Source organism: Kitasatospora sp. NPDC059571 (assembly GCF_042735675.1).
Classification (GTDB): domain Bacteria; phylum Actinomycetota; class Actinomycetes; order Streptomycetales; family Streptomycetaceae; genus Kitasatospora.
Window position 1 is genome coordinate 56,402 of sequence record NZ_JBHWBW010000001.1, and the last position, 19,131, is coordinate 75,532.

General features: G+C 68.1%; 9 protein-coding genes. 8 read left to right on the forward strand and 1 reads right to left on the reverse strand.

Going from position 1 to position 19,131, the window contains the following annotated elements:
• Positions 1-741: 741 nt before the first annotated feature.
• From ACFV0G_RS00235 to ACFV0G_RS00260, 6 genes are all read left to right on the forward strand, one after another.
• Positions 742-1,254: an ATP-binding protein gene (locus ACFV0G_RS00235; protein ID WP_380538989.1), complete on the forward strand. Its 513-nt coding sequence runs from the start codon at positions 742-744 to the stop codon at positions 1,252-1,254.
• Positions 1,255-1,490: 236 nt separating this feature from the next.
• Positions 1,491-2,936, forward strand: coding sequence for a phytoene desaturase family protein (locus tag ACFV0G_RS00240; RefSeq protein WP_380538992.1), 1,446 nt, complete (start codon positions 1,491-1,493; stop codon positions 2,934-2,936).
• Between the two features lie 331 nt (positions 2,937-3,267).
• Positions 3,268-4,770: an APC family permease gene (locus tag ACFV0G_RS00245; RefSeq protein WP_380538995.1), complete on the forward strand. Its 1,503-nt coding sequence runs from the start codon at positions 3,268-3,270 to the stop codon at positions 4,768-4,770.
• 97 nt (positions 4,771-4,867) lie between these two features.
• Entirely contained in the window at positions 4,868-6,973 is a 2,106-nt protein-coding gene (locus ACFV0G_RS00250; protein ID WP_380538998.1) for an AMP-binding protein, read from the forward strand.
• A 1,015-nt stretch (positions 6,974-7,988) separates the two neighbouring features.
• Complete coding sequence (locus tag ACFV0G_RS00255; RefSeq protein WP_380539001.1) at positions 7,989-8,792, forward strand: hypothetical protein; 804 nt, start codon at positions 7,989-7,991, stop codon at positions 8,790-8,792.
• A 113-nt stretch (positions 8,793-8,905) separates the two neighbouring features.
• Positions 8,906-9,571, forward strand: coding sequence for a TetR/AcrR family transcriptional regulator (locus tag ACFV0G_RS00260; RefSeq protein ID WP_380539004.1), 666 nt, complete (start codon positions 8,906-8,908; stop codon positions 9,569-9,571).
• 436 nt (positions 9,572-10,007) lie between these two features.
• On the opposite strand, the gene ACFV0G_RS00265 is transcribed toward ACFV0G_RS00260, so the two are convergent.
• Complete coding sequence (locus tag ACFV0G_RS00265; RefSeq protein ID WP_380539007.1) at positions 10,008-10,322, reverse strand: transposase; 315 nt, start codon at positions 10,320-10,322, stop codon at positions 10,008-10,010.
• Positions 10,323-10,501: 179 nt separating this feature from the next.
• On the opposite strand from ACFV0G_RS00265, the gene ACFV0G_RS00270 reads away from it, so the two are divergent.
• Both ACFV0G_RS00270 and ACFV0G_RS00275 read left to right on the forward strand, forming a co-directional pair.
• Positions 10,502-12,277 (forward strand): IS1182 family transposase, encoded by a 1,776-nt coding sequence (locus tag ACFV0G_RS00270; RefSeq protein WP_380539010.1) that lies wholly within the window; start codon positions 10,502-10,504, stop codon positions 12,275-12,277.
• Positions 12,278-12,848: 571 nt separating this feature from the next.
• The gene (locus ACFV0G_RS00275; RefSeq protein WP_380539013.1) at positions 12,849-18,959 is read left to right on the forward strand and encodes a glycosyltransferase; all 6,111 of its coding nucleotides are present in this window, start codon (positions 12,849-12,851) and stop codon (positions 18,957-18,959) included.
• Positions 18,960-19,131 lie beyond the last annotated feature (172 nt).

A 19,131-nucleotide genomic window follows, 5' to 3' on the forward strand; every position in this document is an offset into this window, starting at 1 on the left:
GTCACGGGGAGCGTGGGTTGGTTGGATCGTTCCTGACGGTCGGTGGGTCTGGCGGAGCCGCTGCTGCCGGCAGTACGAGTGCGGCGCAGGGCGGGGCACGGCGAACCTGGATGATGAGTCGGCGCTCGCGGCAGTCGTCCGCATGCTGATTGGTTGCGACGAGGCTGCCGCGAAGACAGGCCGCCGGCCTGTGGCCGCGTGGCCTACAAGCAGCGCAACACCGTCGAACAGTACGGCTGTCATCAACGGCCTGGAGCGGTGGCTAGGCATCGCCACTCGCTAGGAGAAGACCGCAGCCGTCTTCCCGGCCGGGCTCTACATCGTTGGGCCATCGCCCTCTGGTCCGCCCAATGATCCAAACGAAACTGCCTGGCCGGCTGGCCTTCTCGGGGGGCTTGACAGTGCACTCGGCCTAGTACTAAACATGAGAAAGCAAGTAATTGCTTAATTATTGGAGGGTGAGGCGCGGCGTGGCCAGCGCCGGATGGTCGCCCCGATGCCTCAGGCCCTCCCGAGACCGGTGAAGGAAGAAGGCGAAGAGGATGGCAGCCCCGCTGTCGACTCCCGCACGATGCGACTGGATCCCCATCCAGTCGTCCGCCGCCGTGATACGGGAGTGGACCTTGTGCGTGCAATGAGGATCAAAACCAGCACACCCAAGCGGCCGACCACGCCCACCCCACTCGACCTGCGCACTCCCTCAGGCCGACGTCTCCCGTACTGATCACCACAGGACGTCTCATGTTCCTCGACAGTGTGTCGGCTCCGACACCAATCGCTGCCTCCGCCGCCTCAGACGCCCTTCTTTGCGGTCCGACAGTCGTCAGGCGTTTCACTTTCGCGGTGCCTCCGACCCGGGCCGCCGTCCCCGAAGCCCGGCACAACATTGCCCGGACCCTGCGGAAGTGGGGCCTCCTCCTTGACGGCGACCTCCAGTACACGCTGGCGCTGATCGTCACGGAACTGGTCACCAACGCGGTGCGTCACGCGGGCCGGGTGACGCCTTGGATCACAGTGACCCTGCAGGCCCACGTTGACGGCCTGCTCGGCGTTGGGGTGGCGGACAACCACCCGCAGGCTCCCGCGACGCGTGACACGTCCGGGGACGATCTCAACGGCCGGGGCATGTCGATCCTCCAGATCCTGCTGAGCGAACTTGGCGGCGAAATCACCATCCGCCGCTGGGCGCAGGGCGGTAAGACCATCTGGGCGCATTTCCCGCTGCCGGCGGAGCTGGAAGCCGACGCCGCGTAGCTCCCCTTGTGGGGCGAGCCTGTGCCGCCCGCGACTGCATCCTTCACCATGCGGAGCGGTGTGCGGGCTTGGTGGCCGGACCGACGGTCCGTGGCTCCACCTGGCAGGTGGAACGGTCGATCGGTGCGGCCGCGAGGCCGCGCGAAGTCGGGTCCGGCCGCTGGTGCGACTCAGGTCTGCGTACCCGCCCCGGCAGGGCCTGTGGATGTCTGGCGATTCTGGCAGGAGGCAACAGTATGAGTACTGCCGTGGTTGTTGGCAGTGGGCCGAACGGGCTCGCGGCCGCCATACGTCTGGCACAGCACGGGATTCGGGTGCATGTGCTGGAGACCGGGGAGGTCATCGGTGGTGGCACCCGCTCCTGTGAGCGCACGATCCCCGGCCTGCTCCACGACGACTGCTCGGCCTTTCACCCCACCGGGGCCGGGTCCCCCTTTCTGCAGTCGCTGGGTCTCGAGGCCTATGGGCTGCAGTGGCGGTGGCCGGAGATCGACGTGGCGCACCCTCTCGATTCGGGATCCGCCGGGGTGCTGTGGCGCGACATCGACCGCACCGCGCTGGCCATGGAGGAGGACGGCGAGGCCTGGCTGAGAGTGTTCGGGGAGTTGGCCGGGTCCTTCGACGGGCTGGTTGAAGACGTGTTCCGTCCGACTTTGCGCAGGCCTGTGCACCTGGCTGGGTTCTGCGGGTTCGCCGTCCGTGCGCTCCCTCCCGTTTCATGGACGGTCCGGAAGTGGAAGAGGCCGGAGACCCGGGGGCTCTTCGCCGGGATCGCAGCGCACGCTTTCACCTCGCTGCGTGCGCCCCTCAGCAGCTCGGCCGGGCTTGTGCTGACGGCGGCGGGCCATGCCTACGGCTGGCCGGTTGCGGAGGGTGGGTCCCGATCGGTGACCGATGCGATGGCGGCTCTGCTCCGGGGGCTCGGTGGCACCATCGAGACCGGAACGCGCGTTCGCTCCATCGAAGAGCTGGGCAGGCCGGACGTCGTCATGCTTGCCGTCACCCCGCGTGCGGCGATAGGGATTACGGGTGGCCGGCTGCCGGGGAGGGTTGCCAGGGCTTACCGGCGCTACAGGTTCGGTCCAGGGGCATACAAGGTGGACTTCGCGGTCGCAGGCGAGGTCCCCTGGAGCAACGAGTTCTGCCGGAGGGCGGGTACCGTTCACCTCGGCGGGACCTTCGAGGAGATCGCGGCAGCCGAGAGTGCCGCCGTCCAGGGAGTCATGCCGGACAGACCGTTTGTTCTGGTCGGCCAGCAGTACCTCGCCGATCCTTCCCGGTCGGTGGGTGACATCAACCCGGTCTGGGCCTATGCCCACGTGCCGCACGGCTACCGAGGCGACGCCACTACCGCGGTCATTGGCCAGATCGAGCGCTTCGCGCCCGGGTTCCGCGCCCGCATTGTGGGCCAGCACGTGCGTTCAGTGCCGCAGATGGAGCAGTACAACCCCAACTACGTGGGGGGCGACATCGGCGCCGGCGCGAACACTTGGCGGCAGCTCGTGCTGCGGCCCCGGTTGGCTCTCGACCCGTACGCGACGGGAATCCCCGGTGTCTACCTGTGCTCGTCGGCGACCCCGCCCGGGGGTGGTGTGCATGGAATGTGCGGGTACAACGCGGCGGAGTCGGCGCTCAGGTACCTCGAGCGGACAGGCCCGTGCCGGGCAGAGGCACGACGGTGAGACGCACGAACGAGAAGACCGCCGACCGAGCCGGCGAGGTCGTCGGGCATGCACGAAAACATAGGTGGAGGGGATGGGGCCGCCCGTTGACGGGGTGATGGGGGAGGGGTACATTGGCCAAAGTCAAGTAATAACTTGTTTTTCGGAGGAGCGGCGCCCCGCTGAATGCCGTCGCCGTGAACAACCTCGTCAGGCGCGCGGGTTACACCGTTGCCGCAGGAGCGGCCGAGTACCCGATCCGCCGAGGCCGCCTGGTGCCAGTGCCGGACTGGCCCGCTTCCGGGCCGTCGAAAGGGACTGCTTCTCCTCCCCCGCCGAAGGGGTCACGCCCGTGTACACCCAGACACCGCAGAGACCGCCCGCCACCGGGGCGCTGCACGGAAATCTCTCCACACTGAAGGTCGTGGCCCTGGCCATGGCCGCAGCTGCGCCCCTGGTCGCGATGGCCGGCACCGTGCCGCTGTCGATGGCCATCGGAAACGGTGCGGGCGTGCCCGGCACGTACGTCGTCGCGACCGTCACCCTGCTGTGCTTCGCTGTCGGCTACGCGGCGATCAGCCGTCGTGTGACCTCCGCCGGCGGCTTCTACGCATATGTGCTCAAGGCCCTGGGCCGCCCACCCGCCGCCGCCGTGGGCGCCCTCTCACTCGTCGCGTACAACGCCATGGTCGTGGCGCTGGCCGGAGGCAGCGGGTACTTCGCGGGGATCGTTGGCAAGCTGCTCTTCGGAGTTACCGCACCCTGGTGGCTGTTCAGCCTGGCATTCGTGGGCATCATGGCCTTCCTCGGTTACCGCCAGATCGACGTGTCGGCACGGGTACTGGGCGTTCTCATGGTCCTGGAAGTGGCCATGCTCGCGGTGCTCGACATCGCGATCATTGCGACCAAGGGGGCCAGGGCCTTCCCGACCGCCTCCCTCTCCCCGCATCTCGTGTTCTCCGGTGCACCCGGCGTGGCGTTCATGTTCGCTTTCGCCTCCTTCTGTGGTTTCGAGGCAGCCGCGATCTACGCCCGCGAGGCCCGCGACCCGGCCCGCAGCATCCCCCGGGCCACCTACATCTCCGTCACCGTGATCGGACTCTTCTTCTGTCTCACCTCCTGGCTGGCCGTCGGGGCCCTCGGCGCCAACCAAGCCCGCCAAGTCGCCGCAGACAAGCAGGGCATGCTGTTCCTCGGACTCACCGGTTCATTCCTCGGTGACACCATGCTCGACATCTTCGCGATCCTGGTGATCACCTCGGCCTTTGCCTGCCTGCTGTCAGCGCACAACGCCGCCACCCGCTACACGCACACGCTGGGCCGCGAGGGGCTGCTTCCCCGCGCCCTGGGACGCGCGCACGCCCGCCACGGATCCCCCTACCTGGCCAGCCTTGCCCAGTCCGCAATGTGCCTCGCGGTCGTGGTCGTGTACGCGGTGGTGGGCCTGGATCCCTACCTCAACCTGACCACGACGATGAGCGGGATCTCCACCTTGGGGATCGTGCTGCTCGAGGCGGTGGTCGCGATTGCCGTGATCGCCTACTTCCGCAACCACCAGGACCGGCATTGGTGGCGCACTCTGCTCGCCCCGGCAATCGGCCTCATCGGACTGCTCGGTGCCACTGTCTTGCTGCTGTGGAACTTCGACACCCTTGCAGGCTCCCACTCAGCCTTCGTCTCCAGTCTGCCGCCGGCGGTAGTGGCCCTCGCACTGCTCGCTGTCGGGCGCGCCCTGTGGATGCGCAAGCACGACCCGGCCGCCTACACACTGCTGGGTGACGACCCGGATGAGTCCCCCCAAACCACCGCGCCGATGAACCGGCACGGGATGACCGGCGAGGGAACCGCCGTCTGACCCCCCGTCCGGCCTGCGGTCTCCGTCGGCCCTAACGCCGCCAAAACTCGTCGAGAGGACCTGGATACCCATGCCATCAACGGGCACGACTCTGGAGATGATGCGCCGATCCATCGGCCAGGAGCTGTTCGTCACGGACTGGGTGCCCGTCACGCAGGATTCGGAGCAGGCCTTCCAACGGGCCGCCCTGCTCCGCGAGGACTTCCTCGGCTTCGCACCGGACAACGGCGACCCCTGGGGCGACAGCCTGGTGTCCGGCTTCCTGCTCCTGTCCATGATCGTGGCCTTTCACAAGAAGCACCTGCGCCTGGACCTGGATGGTGGCTACGGCCTCAACTACGGTGTGGACAAGGTCCGCTTCGTGAGGCCGGTGCTCACCCACGAGCGTGTTCGGCTACGCGCAGAACTGGTTGCACTAGAAGAAAAGTCTCCCGGCCGGCTGCGCTGCCTGACACGCAACACACTGGAGGTGGAGGGCGCCGGCCCGGCGATGATCGCCGACTGGATCACCCTGTTCGTCACCCACGAATCCGGATACCGCCCTTCCCGTGCCGAGGATGCGCAGAGGACGCAAGTTCCCCCGGCGCGCCGGGCGGTCGACTTCCTGCACCACTGGGCGACCCGCCAGCCTGACGCCGAGCTGGATGTCTTCGGTGGCGTCCGACGCACCTACGCCGAGGGCCGACGCGAGGTACGCGACTGTGCGGCGGCACTGCTGCACTCCGGTGTGTGCCGTGGTGACCGGGTGGCCGTCATGACAACGCCGCGCCCGGAATTCCTCACACTCTTCTTCGCCCTGTCCGAGATCGGCGCTGTCTGGGTGGGACTCGACACACGCAACTCCCGGGACGAGCTGGCCCACATAGTGGAGGACAGCGGGGCCTCAGTGCTCTTCACCCTGGTTGATTCCGGAGGTCGCGACTACCGGCCGGACGTGCAGGCGGTCGTGGCGTCGGCGCCTGAACTGCGGCGGGTGATCACCATAGGTGGGACGTGGAACCGCGGCACTGATCCGTCCACCACCGGTGCTGACCCTGCTGGCCATGAACCTCCCGGGACCGTGCCCTTCGAGGCCTTCCTGACCGAGGGGCAGCGGCTGTCCGATGACGAGATCGCCAGTGCTGCGCTGGCCTGTCGCGGCGACGACACCGCCCTGATCGTCTACACGTCGGGCAGTACCGGCCGACCGAAAGGGGCCATGATCGCGGCCGGGGCATTCGCCCGGGGCTGCCTGCTGCAAGCGACGGGCCAACGGCTCACACGTCCCCGCGTCCTGGCCTATTTGCCGGTCAACCACGTCGGCGGAGTGATGGACCTCGGGATCGTGCCGATCGCTGCCGGCGGCTGTCTGATGTACCAGGAGCACTTCGAGCCGGGCGAGGCTCTCGGAATGCTGCAACGGGAGCGGATCACCCTCTGGGGTGGCATCCCGACGATGTTCCTCATGGTGGCTGCGCTGCCGTGCTTCGACAGCGCCGACCTGAGTTCACTTCGGCACATCGCCTGGGGCGGTGCTCCGATGCCGGCGTTCCTGGTCGCGAAGTTGCGTCGCACGGGCGCACGCCTGATCACCCAGTACGGCCTGACCGAGGCGTGCGTCGCGCTCACCTACACTGACGACGACGCCGATGACACAACTCTGGCCACCACCATCGGCCGTCCCGACCCCCGCCTCGAGTTCCGGATCGCCAGCCCCGACGACCTGCCCGTGGCGGTGGGCGAACAAGGAGAGATCCAGGTCCGCCACACCTGCCTGATGCAGGCCTACTGGGGCCTTCCGGACGCCACTGCAGCCGCATTCACCCCTGACGGCTTCCTGCGCACGGGCGATCTGGCGATTGCCCAGGAGGACGGCAACGTGCGTCTGGTCGGCAGGTCTGTGGAGATGTACAAGTCGGGTGGGTACAACGTGTACCCGCGAGAGGTCGAACTCGCGCTCGAGCGCCACGAGGCAGTGGAGCGCGCAGCCGTCGTGGTGGTACCCCACGCTGTCTACCACGAGGTGGGTATGGCCTACGTGGTGCCCCGGCCGGGCCGTACCCTCACCCAGTCCGAGCTGGAGAGCTGGTGCAGGCAGGAATTGGCGAACTACAAGCGGCCCAAGCGCTTCCAAATCATCACTGACCTGCCGCTGCGACCCAACGGCAAGATCGACAAGCGCGTGCTCACCGGTCTGGCCAGGGACCTGGCTCTGGAGAGCTGATCTGACTCCTGCTCGGTCCTGTCTCGTGGTTGGCCGGCCGCGGCGCGTGGGCAGGCGGATTGGCCGATGTCCAGCGGCTTTACAGACAAAGCCCCCGGCTGACCGAGGTATACCCCGAGAACGGGTCCCGATGTTGCGCGGAGCGGGGCGAGCCGTCTCCATGTGCGCGGCAGTGGATTGAGAAGGGTCCTGGCAGAAAAGGGTGTGCCGTCGTAGGCACTGGCCTTGGAGTGGTGAAGCTGACAGGCTTCGGGCAGCTCAGCCCTGACAAGGCGTGTGCGCAGGGGTTCCGACGGCTCACACTGATCTGTCGCTGTCCGGGGCGGAGGTGGCCTTCTTCTTTGGGTTGCTGGCCCTCCGTCTCTTGAAAGTTCGCCATGGCCGCCGCGAGGGGGACCGCAGTAGCCGATCTTGCCGGGGGTGACACGGTCGCGTGTCACCCCCGTTTACTGCTGCTGCGGCGGTCATCAGCGCGGCAGTCTCTACGCGGCCGGACCTCTGGGCCCGAGCAGCACGGTGGTTACCCGCCGGCGTCCGGAGTGATGGTGTCAGCGGTCGGGCGGGACCTGCTCAACTTCGGCAGCTGCGACATCGTCATCGCCGGAGGAGCGAGGCAACGGAACACCGAAGGCGGGCTCTTGACGGGACCTGAGCCCTGGGCCGGTCCTATTTGCATTCGCGGATGTGCCGATACCCCGGGGCGCGCGCGTCGATCACCCCGTCTCGCCGGTGACGCCAGGCTCCATCCGGCAGCCTCGCTTCCCGTCCAAGCGCTCGCAGCCGATGCCCGGTCCTGCAGGCCCGGGAAAACCGGCAGATCGGGCCTGGCCCAGGGTCCCACGGCTCTGTCGACCAGACGATTCCAGCCAGATGATGTGCGCCCTGGCCCTGCACATCCCTTCCTTAGGGCAGGTTGAGGCCCGAAGCCGATCCCTGCGGCGCATTCGGCCCCTGCCCCAGCCCAGGGCCATTCCTTCCTGGTGACTCGCTGTCGCGGTTGAACGGTGAGCCGCACATGCAGATCAACGGCTCTGACAGAAAGGGTCCGGTCATGGGAATTCCACACCTCTGGGCCGATCACGAGGCCAACCGCCACGACTGGCGACTGCTGCCGGCATCGGCGCAGAATCCGACATGGCGGGCCGCCCGGGTCGCGGTGCTGATGCTCATCGGGGCGATGCCGGTGACGACGATCCCGCTGAGCGTCTTCGGACTCCTGCCGCTGGACGCGGCAGCGCGGTTCATCGTCCTTCCCTTCGTCGTCCTGTACGTGCTTCTGGTCCGCCAGCGATCGGCCTCCTCGGCATGGGCCGTGCGCGGACTGCTCGCCGGACTGCTGGGTGTCGCAGCCTACGACGCGATGCGGCTGCCGCTGGTAGCCGTCCACCTGTGGCCGGACTTCATCCCCCGCCTCGGTGGCTGGATCCTGGGCACAGGTGTCCCCAACATCGTTGTCGGCTACACATGGCGCTGGCTCGGTGACGGCGGCGGGATCGGCATCGCTTTCTTCATGGTGTGTGGAGTTCTCGGCGGCACCCGCCTCCGCATCCTGCTGCGGCACCCGATCGCACTGTCCATCGGCTACGGGATCTTCGTTTGGTCCGGGCTCCTTGCCACCGTTGTCTTCTCTGCACGTGGCGCAGAACTGCTCTTCCGCCTCACCCCGGCGAGCTTCGTCCTCAGCCTTCTGGGCCACCTCGTCTACGGATCGGTGCTCGGCGTCTACCTGCGTCGCGCCCTCGCCAAGGGAGCGGCGCCCATCCTGCTGAAAGCCGCGGTTCCCGCCGCGCCGGAGGAGACCATGGACCTCGTCTCCTGAACCGCGGTCCCAGCTGCGACGCCCCACCTACCGAGACCCAACCAGCACGGTGGATCGGCCCGACGGCCATCACCCCTTGCAAAGCCGCTCCAAGATCCGGGCACAATATAAACATGCCTGCCAAACCATCCCCGCAATTCGAGGAGAGCGCCTCACCGCTGCGAAGGCGCACCCCCGTGCAGGCGCGTGCCCGGCGGACTGTGGAGAAGATCCTCGCCGCCGCCGCCGAGATCCTTGCGGAGTCGGGGCTGCCCGGGCTGAACACCAACGCGATTGCGGCGCGTGCCGAGGTCAACGTCGCCACTCTCTACTCCTACTTCCCGGACAAGATCGCGATCCTCCAGGAGCTGTCGGCGCGGTTCGAGGACATCCGCGGCCGGTACTTCGCGGACCGCATCGAGGCGCTCGCGACCGCGCCCGACTGGCGGCTCCTGACCCAGGAGATCATCCTCAGGCTCGCGCAGTTCCGTGCCGAGGTGGCCGGGGGAGTGGCCCTGCGCCGCGCGCTGCAGGCCGTGCCCGAACTGGGGGAGATCGACGACTCCTCGACCCGGCGCAGCGCGGGCTACCTGGCGGACGCCATGTGTCTGCGAAACCCGCGGCTGAGCCGGGACCGGGCCTACGTGGTCGCGCTCGTGACCTCCGAGACCGTCAGCCGGCTGCTCGACCTGGCGTTCCGCGACCGCACCTGCGACAAGGAACTCCTGGACGAGACCATCACCATCTGCCAGGCCTACATGGCACCGTACTGCGACGTTCTACAGCCCGGCCGACCCTGACCGCTGCCGAGATCGGCTTGATCAACATGTGGCCCCTTCCAACGGATCTATCTTGGGAACCCTCCGGCTCAGCCGGGAGGGATTAGGTCCTCGGTTGGAGCTGCGGAGCGATCTCCGCAGGGTTGGGCGGGGCCGTTGTCGGCGGGCTTCGATGAGTTGACCTGGTACATCTCCGGTATTACTACCGCCTGTACCCGACGGTGAACCAGCGTGCGGCGTTCCCCGTTCCGGGTCCTGTTTCATCTGGAGGGCCTGGAGGAGCAGGATCAGTCCGTGCTGGTCGTGGGTGTTGCCGGCGGAGATGCCGACGATGAGGGGCAGCCCGGAGCGGTCGGACAGGACGTGCACCTGAGATCCGGGTTTGCCCCGGTCGACGGGGCTGGGGCCGGTGTGATCTCCTCCTTTCTTTCCACGCGGACGTGCACCGAGTCGACGATCACCCGCGACACGTCGAGCACCTCGGCGGCAGCCAGGTGCTCCAGCATCGCCCGCCGCAGCCGGCCCCCAGCCCGTCCCTGGTCCAGATCGTGAAGCAGCGGTGCACCGTCGACTTCGACAGCCCGAAGCAGGGCAGCAGATGCCGCCACGCGCACCCGGCGGTCAGCACGTAGACGATCGCGGCGAACACCGCCTCGTCGTCCAGGTTCGCCGCCCCGCCGCCCTGCGGCGGCACCCGGGCCGCCGGCAGCAACGGCTCCACCACATCCCACAGGCCGTCAGGAACGATCCAGCCCAACCTGCCACTCCCCATGCCTAATCCAACGACCAGTCACCACATAGGTCATGCTGTAAACCGGACGTTCGGGTGCGCGGGGTGCCCAGCGCTGGCCCCGCGCTGCGGAAGGACACACGTAGCGGTCCGCCATGGTTATTGGTCGTGCCCGAGGCGCTCCCTGAGCTTGACTCTGTCGGGGATCTTGGAGTTCCTCGGTGCGGCAGCGTGATCAACGGGCATGCTCGGGTAGTTCCGCCGACCGATGCAGCTGTCGAGGTGCCCATTGTCCCTTCGCCCCCCGTTCCGGAGAGCAAGTCCCTTCTCTGACCGCGCAGATCGCGCGGGCGAGCAACCCGCGCGGTACGACGGCGATCTGGGTACGCGACCGCCTCGATGGGCTCTGGCGCGACGAGGACTTCGCCGACTGGTACCCCCGCGATGGGCGGCCCGGGCTCTCGCCTGCTCAACTGGCCACCGTCTGTGTCCTGCAGTTCCTGCTCGGCCTGTCGGACCGGCAGGCCGCCGAGGCGGTCCGCTGCCGCATCGACTTCAAGTACGCCATGGCGATGGAGCTGGACGATCCCGGGTTCCACCACAGTGTGCTGGCCGACTTTCGTGACCGTCTCGCCGAAGGCGACCGTGCGGATCGCCTCCTCGATCTCGCGCTGGCCCGTCTCACGGAGGCCGGACTGGTGCGCGAGCGCACCACGCAGCGCACCGACTCCACCCACGTCCTGGCCGCGGTGCGCGACCTGACCCGCCTGGAGCTGGTCACTGAGGCAGTCCGTGCCGCACTCGAAGAAGTCGCCGGCACCTCCCCTCACCTGCTGGACGAACTGGTCGATGAGGAGTGGGGGCACCGCTACGGCCGGCCGGTCCGCCTGGGCAAGAACCCCACCAAGCCCACGGCCAGGATCCTCGCCACCGGCAACGACGCCGTCCGGCTCCTGGAACTCCTCCACCGGCACGGAGCAGGCCGCACCCCCGGCCCTCGCGCCCAGGCCCTGCGCCAGATCATGGTGCAGAACTACCACCGCGACCACGCAGGGCGACTGCGCTGGCGCACCGCCGAGAAGGAAGGCGGACCCGGGCTGCCACCCTCGTCCCGGGCGGTCGTCTCTCCCTACGACACCTCAGCCCGCTATGCGAGGCACGGACACATCATCAGCTGGAAGGGCTTCGCCGCCCATCTGACGGAGACCTGCGCTCCCAACAGCCCCAACGTGATCACGGACGTGGCCACCACCGCGGCCACCACCCACGACAGCCAGGTCCTGCCCGGCATCCACACCCGCCTGGGCCGCCGCGGCCTGCTGCCCGCCGAGCACCTGGTCGACGCCGGCTACACCTCCCTGCCCCACCTGGAACAAGCCGCCCGTGAACACCAGGTCACCCTCTCCGGGCCGCTGCGGAGCAACCCCACCCGTCAGCACCGCCGCAACGAGGGCTTCGCTCGGGACGACTTCCACATCGACTACGACCGTCAGCAGGTCACGTGTCCCCAGGGGCAGGTCAGCGCGGGCTGGCACGGTCCCTATCCGACCTCGTCACCCACCGCGGCCCCACTGATCGTGGCCAGGTTCACCAAGAGTCAGTGCCGTCCCTGCCCGGCCCGCACCCACTGCACCTCCACCGCCGACAGTGCCCGAACCGTGGGCTTTCCCCCGCGAGAACTCCGTGACCTGCAACTCCGCGTCCGTGCCGAGCAACAGACACCCGAGTGGAAGGCACGCTACGCGGTCCGCTCCGGAGTAGAGGGCACGGTCAACGAGTTCGCCCACGGCCACGGCATGCGGCGCTGCCGCTACCGAGGACAAGGGAAAGCCCACATCCAGCACGTTCTGACAGCGATAGCCGTCAACATCGAGCGCCTCAGCGGACTGCCACCGGCCGAAGAAGCGCCCACGTCCCGGCAACCGACTGCCTTCCAGCACTACCTCGACCAGCGCGAAATACCCCGGTCGAAATCCTGGCGAATCCTGGGAACCTGACCGGCATCTCCAAGATCCCCGACAGAGTCAAGCTGAGCGCGGCACCTGGGTCCGCCCAGACCGCATGCTCATGGCCGCCGCATGGCGCAGTGCGGAGAGATGGTCGACGGTGACCGAGTGCGTGGTCCGGAGTTCGGTCACGTCTCTGCAGACAACCCGTCCCTCGATGTGCCGCCCGGCGCCGACACCGTCGAAGAGCTGCATACTGCGCTGTCTCCGGCCCGTGCTGCCGAGCTCCCCACTGCGATCTACACGGCCATGATGCCCGGCAACCCTGAGGTCCCGCCCGCGCACCCGTGATGGGAGGCGCAGCTCGCCGTCGTGCCACCTGCGGCCAGCGGCATCACTTCGTGATGGGCCCAGGGGCTCTGTGTGCTAGGAGGGGAGTCCGTTACGGTTCACACCCCCAGTAGGAAGGCAATTTCGGGACATCGGAGGGAACAGGAGGAGGTATGGACAACGGCTCCCTCCCCACGGCTAGTGTCGCGTCCGGGCACGCACAGGCCCGTCCGCCCGCGGCGGGCGGAGCCGACTAGTCGTGTCTCTGAGTCCCCCCTCGTGGACACAGCCGGTGCTGGGCATCCTTGCTGGGCACTGGCCCAAGGCCGACGAGGACGGCCTGCACGGCCTAGCGACCACGTTCGACCAGCTGGCTTGGGATGCCGGGTCCTTGCAGGATCGGCTCGCGGCACAGTCCGTCTACGTGCCCAAGTGGCAGGGCGGGGCCAGGGAGGCCCACGACCGAGCTGTTGGACAGGCCCTGGGAGACAGCGGGCTGGCCCGGGCACGGGAATCAGCAGCCCGAATGGCCGACAGCATCCGGGCCACTCGCAGCCACGTGGTGAAGGCGAAGATCCAGGACCTGGAGATAGCCGCCTGGCTGATCGCATCGACCACCTGGGCACTGGCGAGTGCCTACATCACGGGTGGCGCTTCGCTCCACCTGCTGGCTGCACTGCAAGCCGCCGCGGAAGAACTGCTGGCTGCGGTGAGCCGGTGGTTGCTGGCCGCACTCCAGGCGATCGGCGGGGGCATGCTCTTCATGGTGGCCGCGGACGCGACAGCGCAAGGCATTGAGCTCGCGCGCGGCGACATCAGCAGTTTCGATGCGGACTCGCTGGCCCAGTCGGCGCTGGGAGGCGCGGTGGTGGGAGTGGTGAGTTTGCCGCTCGGGCTGGTGGTTCGCCCTGCCGGGGACGCACTGAAGAATGCGCTGAAGGACAGGCTGGGGGGACTGCTGGGTGCGACGGCTGGAAAGGCGGCGGAGGCTACGGCGGACCGGGCCGTGGGCTTCGCGAACATGGTGGCCACCAACTGGGTGACGAACGCAGGATGGGGTGCGGCAGAAGGACGAGCAGACCTGAGCCTCACGGACGCTGTGGCGGGTGCGGGTGCGGCCGCCCTGCACGTCCATGCTGCGGAACACGGTGAAGGACCCCCTGGCATGGGGCATCAGCCGGGAGAGATCACCCCCCACCCGGCGGGAGACGGACACGCTTCCGGTTCTGCGGACGGCGAGGGATGGGGGGTGAGCCTGCCAGATGGGTACTGGCTGGGGGCCTTTGGTAAGGGGAACTTGTGGGCGCGGCCGAAGGGCTGGGAAGAAGCTCCGCAGGCGATGGGGTTCGCGTCCTCGGTTCGCGCGATGAAGCCCGCAGTAGATGGAGGACCACGGCTCGTAGTGGGAACGCCTGAGCTGTCGGCGGATGCCGTGCTGGAACGGCTCGCCTCGGCGTGGCGCAGCGTCCAAGCGACGGGGGTACCTGTGTCGGAGGTGGTGCTGGCCGCGCCGGTTGGGGACCGGCGAATCGCTGTGATCCGTGATTTCGCCACCCGCGAGCGAGTGACAGTGAACGCGCTCAGCGGACAGGTGATCGCAGGACCGGGCCGGTCACAACGCCTGCCTGCCAGTATGGGCCACAGCCCCTCAGATCCTGCCTCCCACATGCTCGACCACATGGCAGCCAACCACGGCACATCGTCGGCCTCGCACGCTGCCGTTGACAGCCCCGCCCCTCTTGACCGGCCCACCCTTTCATCCGCTGGTACCCCGCTGCCCGTCCGGACGCCGTCCGCGGACACGAGCGCACTACCTGCCACCGTGCCCGCCGAAGTCGCCCACCCGCAAGCAACCCCCGCAGAGCAGCACCAGGAACCTTTCCGCACCACTCCCGCCGGACCTCCGCTGCCCGAAGCACAGACACTCGTCGCGCCCCAGGCTGATGCGGCGGCGCACCAGACCACTGGCGGCACGCGCGAACTTGACCCTGCCGTTGCACCGCGCTACGCATCCGGCTCCGTCCGCCCGGATGCGGCGCCGCCGACCACGGGCGATGCGATGGCTGGCCCCCTGGCACCTACCTCGCTCTCCACAGCGACGGTACGGCCGGGCGGTGCGCTGCTGGACCCGCCCCGCTGGGAGCACGCACTGACCGGAGAAGCCGACCTGATGCCTGCGGAACTGGCCGACCGCCTGGGGCAGGTCACCCGTCCCGAGGGCTCCAGGTCCGGCACAGGCCCGTTCATCGCGGAGTCGGTCGGCTCTCATTACCCGTCCCCGCCCGTAACCCGCATCGAAGCCCTTGCCGAACTCCGAGACCAACCGCTGTCCGTCACCACATACCCAAGCCCAGCTGGCGCCCGTCTTCACGATCCCCTCCCCGCCCCGCAGGAGTCCGCCAGCCACTGGACTACACCCGCGGCCGCCTCGCCGAGCCACACCAGCACCGGCGATGCGCCGTCAGCCCTGACTCTGGCGAATGCCCTCGACCCCACAGGCCGCAACCATCTGCACAGAGCCTCCCTCGACACGGCGCCCGCCCTGGCACCGGAACACACCGTGCACCACCCGCTCGCAGCGAACACAGGCTCCGCTCCTGATGCGGCTCCCGCACACGCTCCGGCTGGATCCGCATTGGGCCGGCTCGCGGATCACCCCGCTGCCGGGCAGAACCCCCACACCCAACCGAACGAGCCTGCGCCCGGTCCTCGGGCCACCGATCCTGCCGAGAGCACGCGCCTGCGGGCGGCGCTCGCACGAGACTTCAACCCGTTGATGGACGCAGCCACACCGGACACCGCCCTTGCACGGATTCTCGGCCCTGACGTGTTCGGCCTACGGCAGGCACCACCCGCACCGGAATTCCTGCACGGCTACGACTTCACCCGGGTGAAGGCTGACCAGCGGTCCGCCCTGTACCGGACGCTGGACCTGACCCACGACGCCCCACACCACCAGGACCTTTCCTCCGCGGCACTGGAACACCGGCCGGACAGCGTCACGGCGTCGCAGCGCCAATGGGTGCGCCGCGCGGATGTACCTGGGCTGCCCAAACGCCCGAAAATCCCCCACACACTGCACTCCATCTGGCTGGGCGGCCCGCTGCGCGACCACGGCGCCACACATGCCTTCCGCGAGAACGTGGCGGCCGCGGCCAGGGCACTCCCAGGTTTCGACGTGGTGGTGTGGACCGATGTGCCGCGCGCACAGTTCGATGACGCCCGGTCGTCTCCGCTGGCCCGGAGGGACACCGGCCGGCTTGCAGAGGTCCGTTCCATGCTCGACTGGGCGCGAGACAATGGTGTCAGGCTGGTCAATGTCGACGAGGTGTTCTCCGCCGGCACCCCGATGGACCTCCAGGCCCTGTACCGGACTGAGACGGCGAAGCAGATCGGTCCCGGGTATGCGGCGGCCAGCGACATACTCCGCATCGAAATCCTCAAACGGTTCGGCGGGGTGTACTCCGACGGAGACAACACCCCGTCCGCCAACCTGGGTATGGAGGTGCAGAGAATCGCCGACTCCCCGCACGGCTTCGCCGTCGGCACCGAGATGGGACGCAACACCAACGCGGTCCTGGTCTCCCCCGCAGGTCACCGCTTCCTCGACGCCTACCAGGACGCCTTCACTGACAACTACACGCGCACCCCGTACGAGAACGTCTTGCGAAACGAGGAACTGAGGGTAGGGCACCGAGACGTTCTCGCCCCGATGGGGCCCGACCGTCCGCTGGCCGCGCAGATCCGGCCGCAGAGCCCGCAAGCGGTGCGCGCAGAGGTCCTTCACCGAACCGGGCCGAGCCCCAATGTGTTCGAACCATTGGCCGCCGCGTTGGGCCTGGCCAAGCGCGCTGATCTTCCTCAGGTGACCGAGGACGTCTTCACTCGTTCCAGCCGCTCCCGGTTGCCCGATAGCCGGGTACACACCTCGGCCGGCAGGGAGGTACCCGCGCCGCCGACCATGGACGAGTCTGCGCAGACCGCTCGCAGGCTGGCGGCCTCATTGGTGCACGAGCTGCACAGCCAGCCGGGCAACCTCAACCTTGCCCGCTATGCGTCAGTGGCCGAGGAGCACGGCAATCCCGGCGTCGTGTGGGACACCGTACTCGGGCTGATTGCCGCCGATCCTCGGCTACGGCACATGGTCGACTCTGTGACCCTCGACGTTCTCGATTCGAACGGTCGGCCGACCCGCACCGTGGACCTCCCGGCGTACTCCCGGGACCTGCTCGACCTCACTCATCGGACGGACGTTCACGACCAGGTTCTGCCTCCAGGTACCTTTCCGGCTCGTCTACGGGAGCCCGGCGTCCCTTGGGAATCAGGGCATGAGAACAGGCCCTTTGACGCAGCGGAAGGGGAAAGAGCCAGCCGCAACCATGACGACCCGCAACCCGTGTCCACCAGCACACGGCTCCTGCTCGGCACCGGTGGTCACGGACTGGCTGGGCTGCTCCTTAATTACGGGGCCCACAAAAGGGCCGAACTGCTGGGCCAGCGCCACGGGCTCGTTCTGGGCCCCCGGCTGAGCCACTCGCTCCTCGACAAGCTTGATCTCGTATTGCGGGAGCTGCCCCGTGCAGACGTGGCCGACAATCCAGAACTCATCTCGGTCTTCGCGAGTTCCCAGGCCCGCGGTCATGCCAGCGCGTACGACGGGGAACAGCGGAGCATCGCCGTCGTCCGCCCGTTTGGCATGCCGGCGTGGCTGTACACCCGGCTTGACCGAGGCATCGCCTGGCAACGCCACCTGATGGAATACGGTGCGCTGCGAGATCACGAAGGCATTAGCGCTCGAGAGGACGCGGCTCTCGGACTGGTCGGCCGCCAACGTGAGGTCATGGCAGGGGTGTCGGACGTCCTGGCGCGTGGCAATCTGGTGGAGTGGACGCTCAGGCACGAGGTCGGCCATGCGGTCGACCAGCAGATCTCCTGGGCGAGCAAGTTCTCCTCACAGGACATCTTCGGCGGGTGGCGCTCCTACCCGACCTTCAAGGAACGGGCGACCATCGCCCGGGATATTCTGCGCAGCGTGGGTGTGAGCGACGCTGAGGCTGGCCTGAAGGACGAATACGGCTTTTCGATGGCGGACGCCTTCACCACGGTTCTCCACCCGCGGGGCGTGGTGCTGCACCGGCAGGGGAAGGAACTCCGAAACGTTTTCCACCAGTTTGGGGGCGACCTGCGGGACAAGGGCGAACAGGCGTTGCGCCGCGTGCGGCTGGCACTCGCGGAGCCGTGGACCTTTGCAGACGGCGGGAGCGCGGAGTTGAGCATCGACGGCCGCATATACCAACTGAGTGCGCAGGACGGATGGATTAGCTACCTGGCGGATCAGCGCCGGTACGCCGTCTCCAACTACCAGTTCTCCACGCCGGCCGAGTGGTTCGCGGAGGCGTATGCGGCCTTCCACGATCCCGCGCCTGGACCTCGGGAACGGCTCAACCCGCAGGTCCGGGAATGGTTCTCAAGGAGGCTATCCACGCTGACCGAGACGGCGGAGGCCCCGCCGGCGGAGGCCACCCCTCAAGTCGTGGCGCACACACCGGCGACCGACGACCCAAGCGAGACGTTGCCGATCAGTGACCGGCCAGCGAAGGCCTTCCAGCTCGCGCCGGACGCGGCCGTGGTGCGATCTGCGGAGGGGGACCTGAGGCTCAACCCCGCCGCTCGTGCAGAGCTCGACAGCCTGGCGGACGGGTTGGCGGACGGGTTGGCGGACCAGGGTTTGGAGCGCTGGCAGCAGGGGGCGCTTACTGCCGAGAGCGAGAACCAGGAGACCGTTCCTGCCGCCCCCGGGCCTGCGTCTGGGTCTGTTCCCACGCCGGAGGCGCCCAGCCCGAAGGGGCCGTTCGCCGGCGAGGTCGTTCCGACCCCCGAACAGGTCGCCGAGGCGCTGGGCGGCCCGGCGCCCGGGAAGCCGGACGTCCCGCGTGAGCGGGCGCCCCTCGACGTCGTCGCGAAGGAACAGAACTGGGTCTGGCGCCGTGGGAACGGGGCGCTGTGGCGCAACGACGACCGGGAACCCGCGACCGTCTTCGCCGAGGGGTTCCAGCCGAAGAACCCCGCCAACATGAGCCTCATGCACCACGTCATGAAGAGCATCGATCCGAACGGATACGGCTTCGTGAGCACCAGCAGCGAGAAGAGACTGGACTGGGCGGCCAACTACCGATACAAGATCAAGGCCCCAGGGGGCATCGACGTCAACCGGACGTTCCCCGGCCACAAACATAGCCGTGAAATGGAAGTCGCCTTTCCCGGAGGCATCGACCCGCGGTACATCAAGGGAGCCTTCGACCTCGACCCCTACGGCATGCCAGTGAGGTGGATCCCCAATCCCGGCTACGAGTCGTTGAACGGTCCCGGTCTGGTGACGCGGCTCGCGACGCGGCTGCGATGAGGCCCGGTTTTTCGGGTCCTCGGGCCCTGCCCGATGCCAGCAGACCCCGAATATCCTGCGCGAACCGTTGTAGAGCAGCCGACGGTGCCCTGCCCGCCGCCGTTGGGTCCCGGCCAGGACTGCAGGCGTCGGGCAGGGCTGCACCTCTGGACGCCCGATGCCGGTGTCAGAC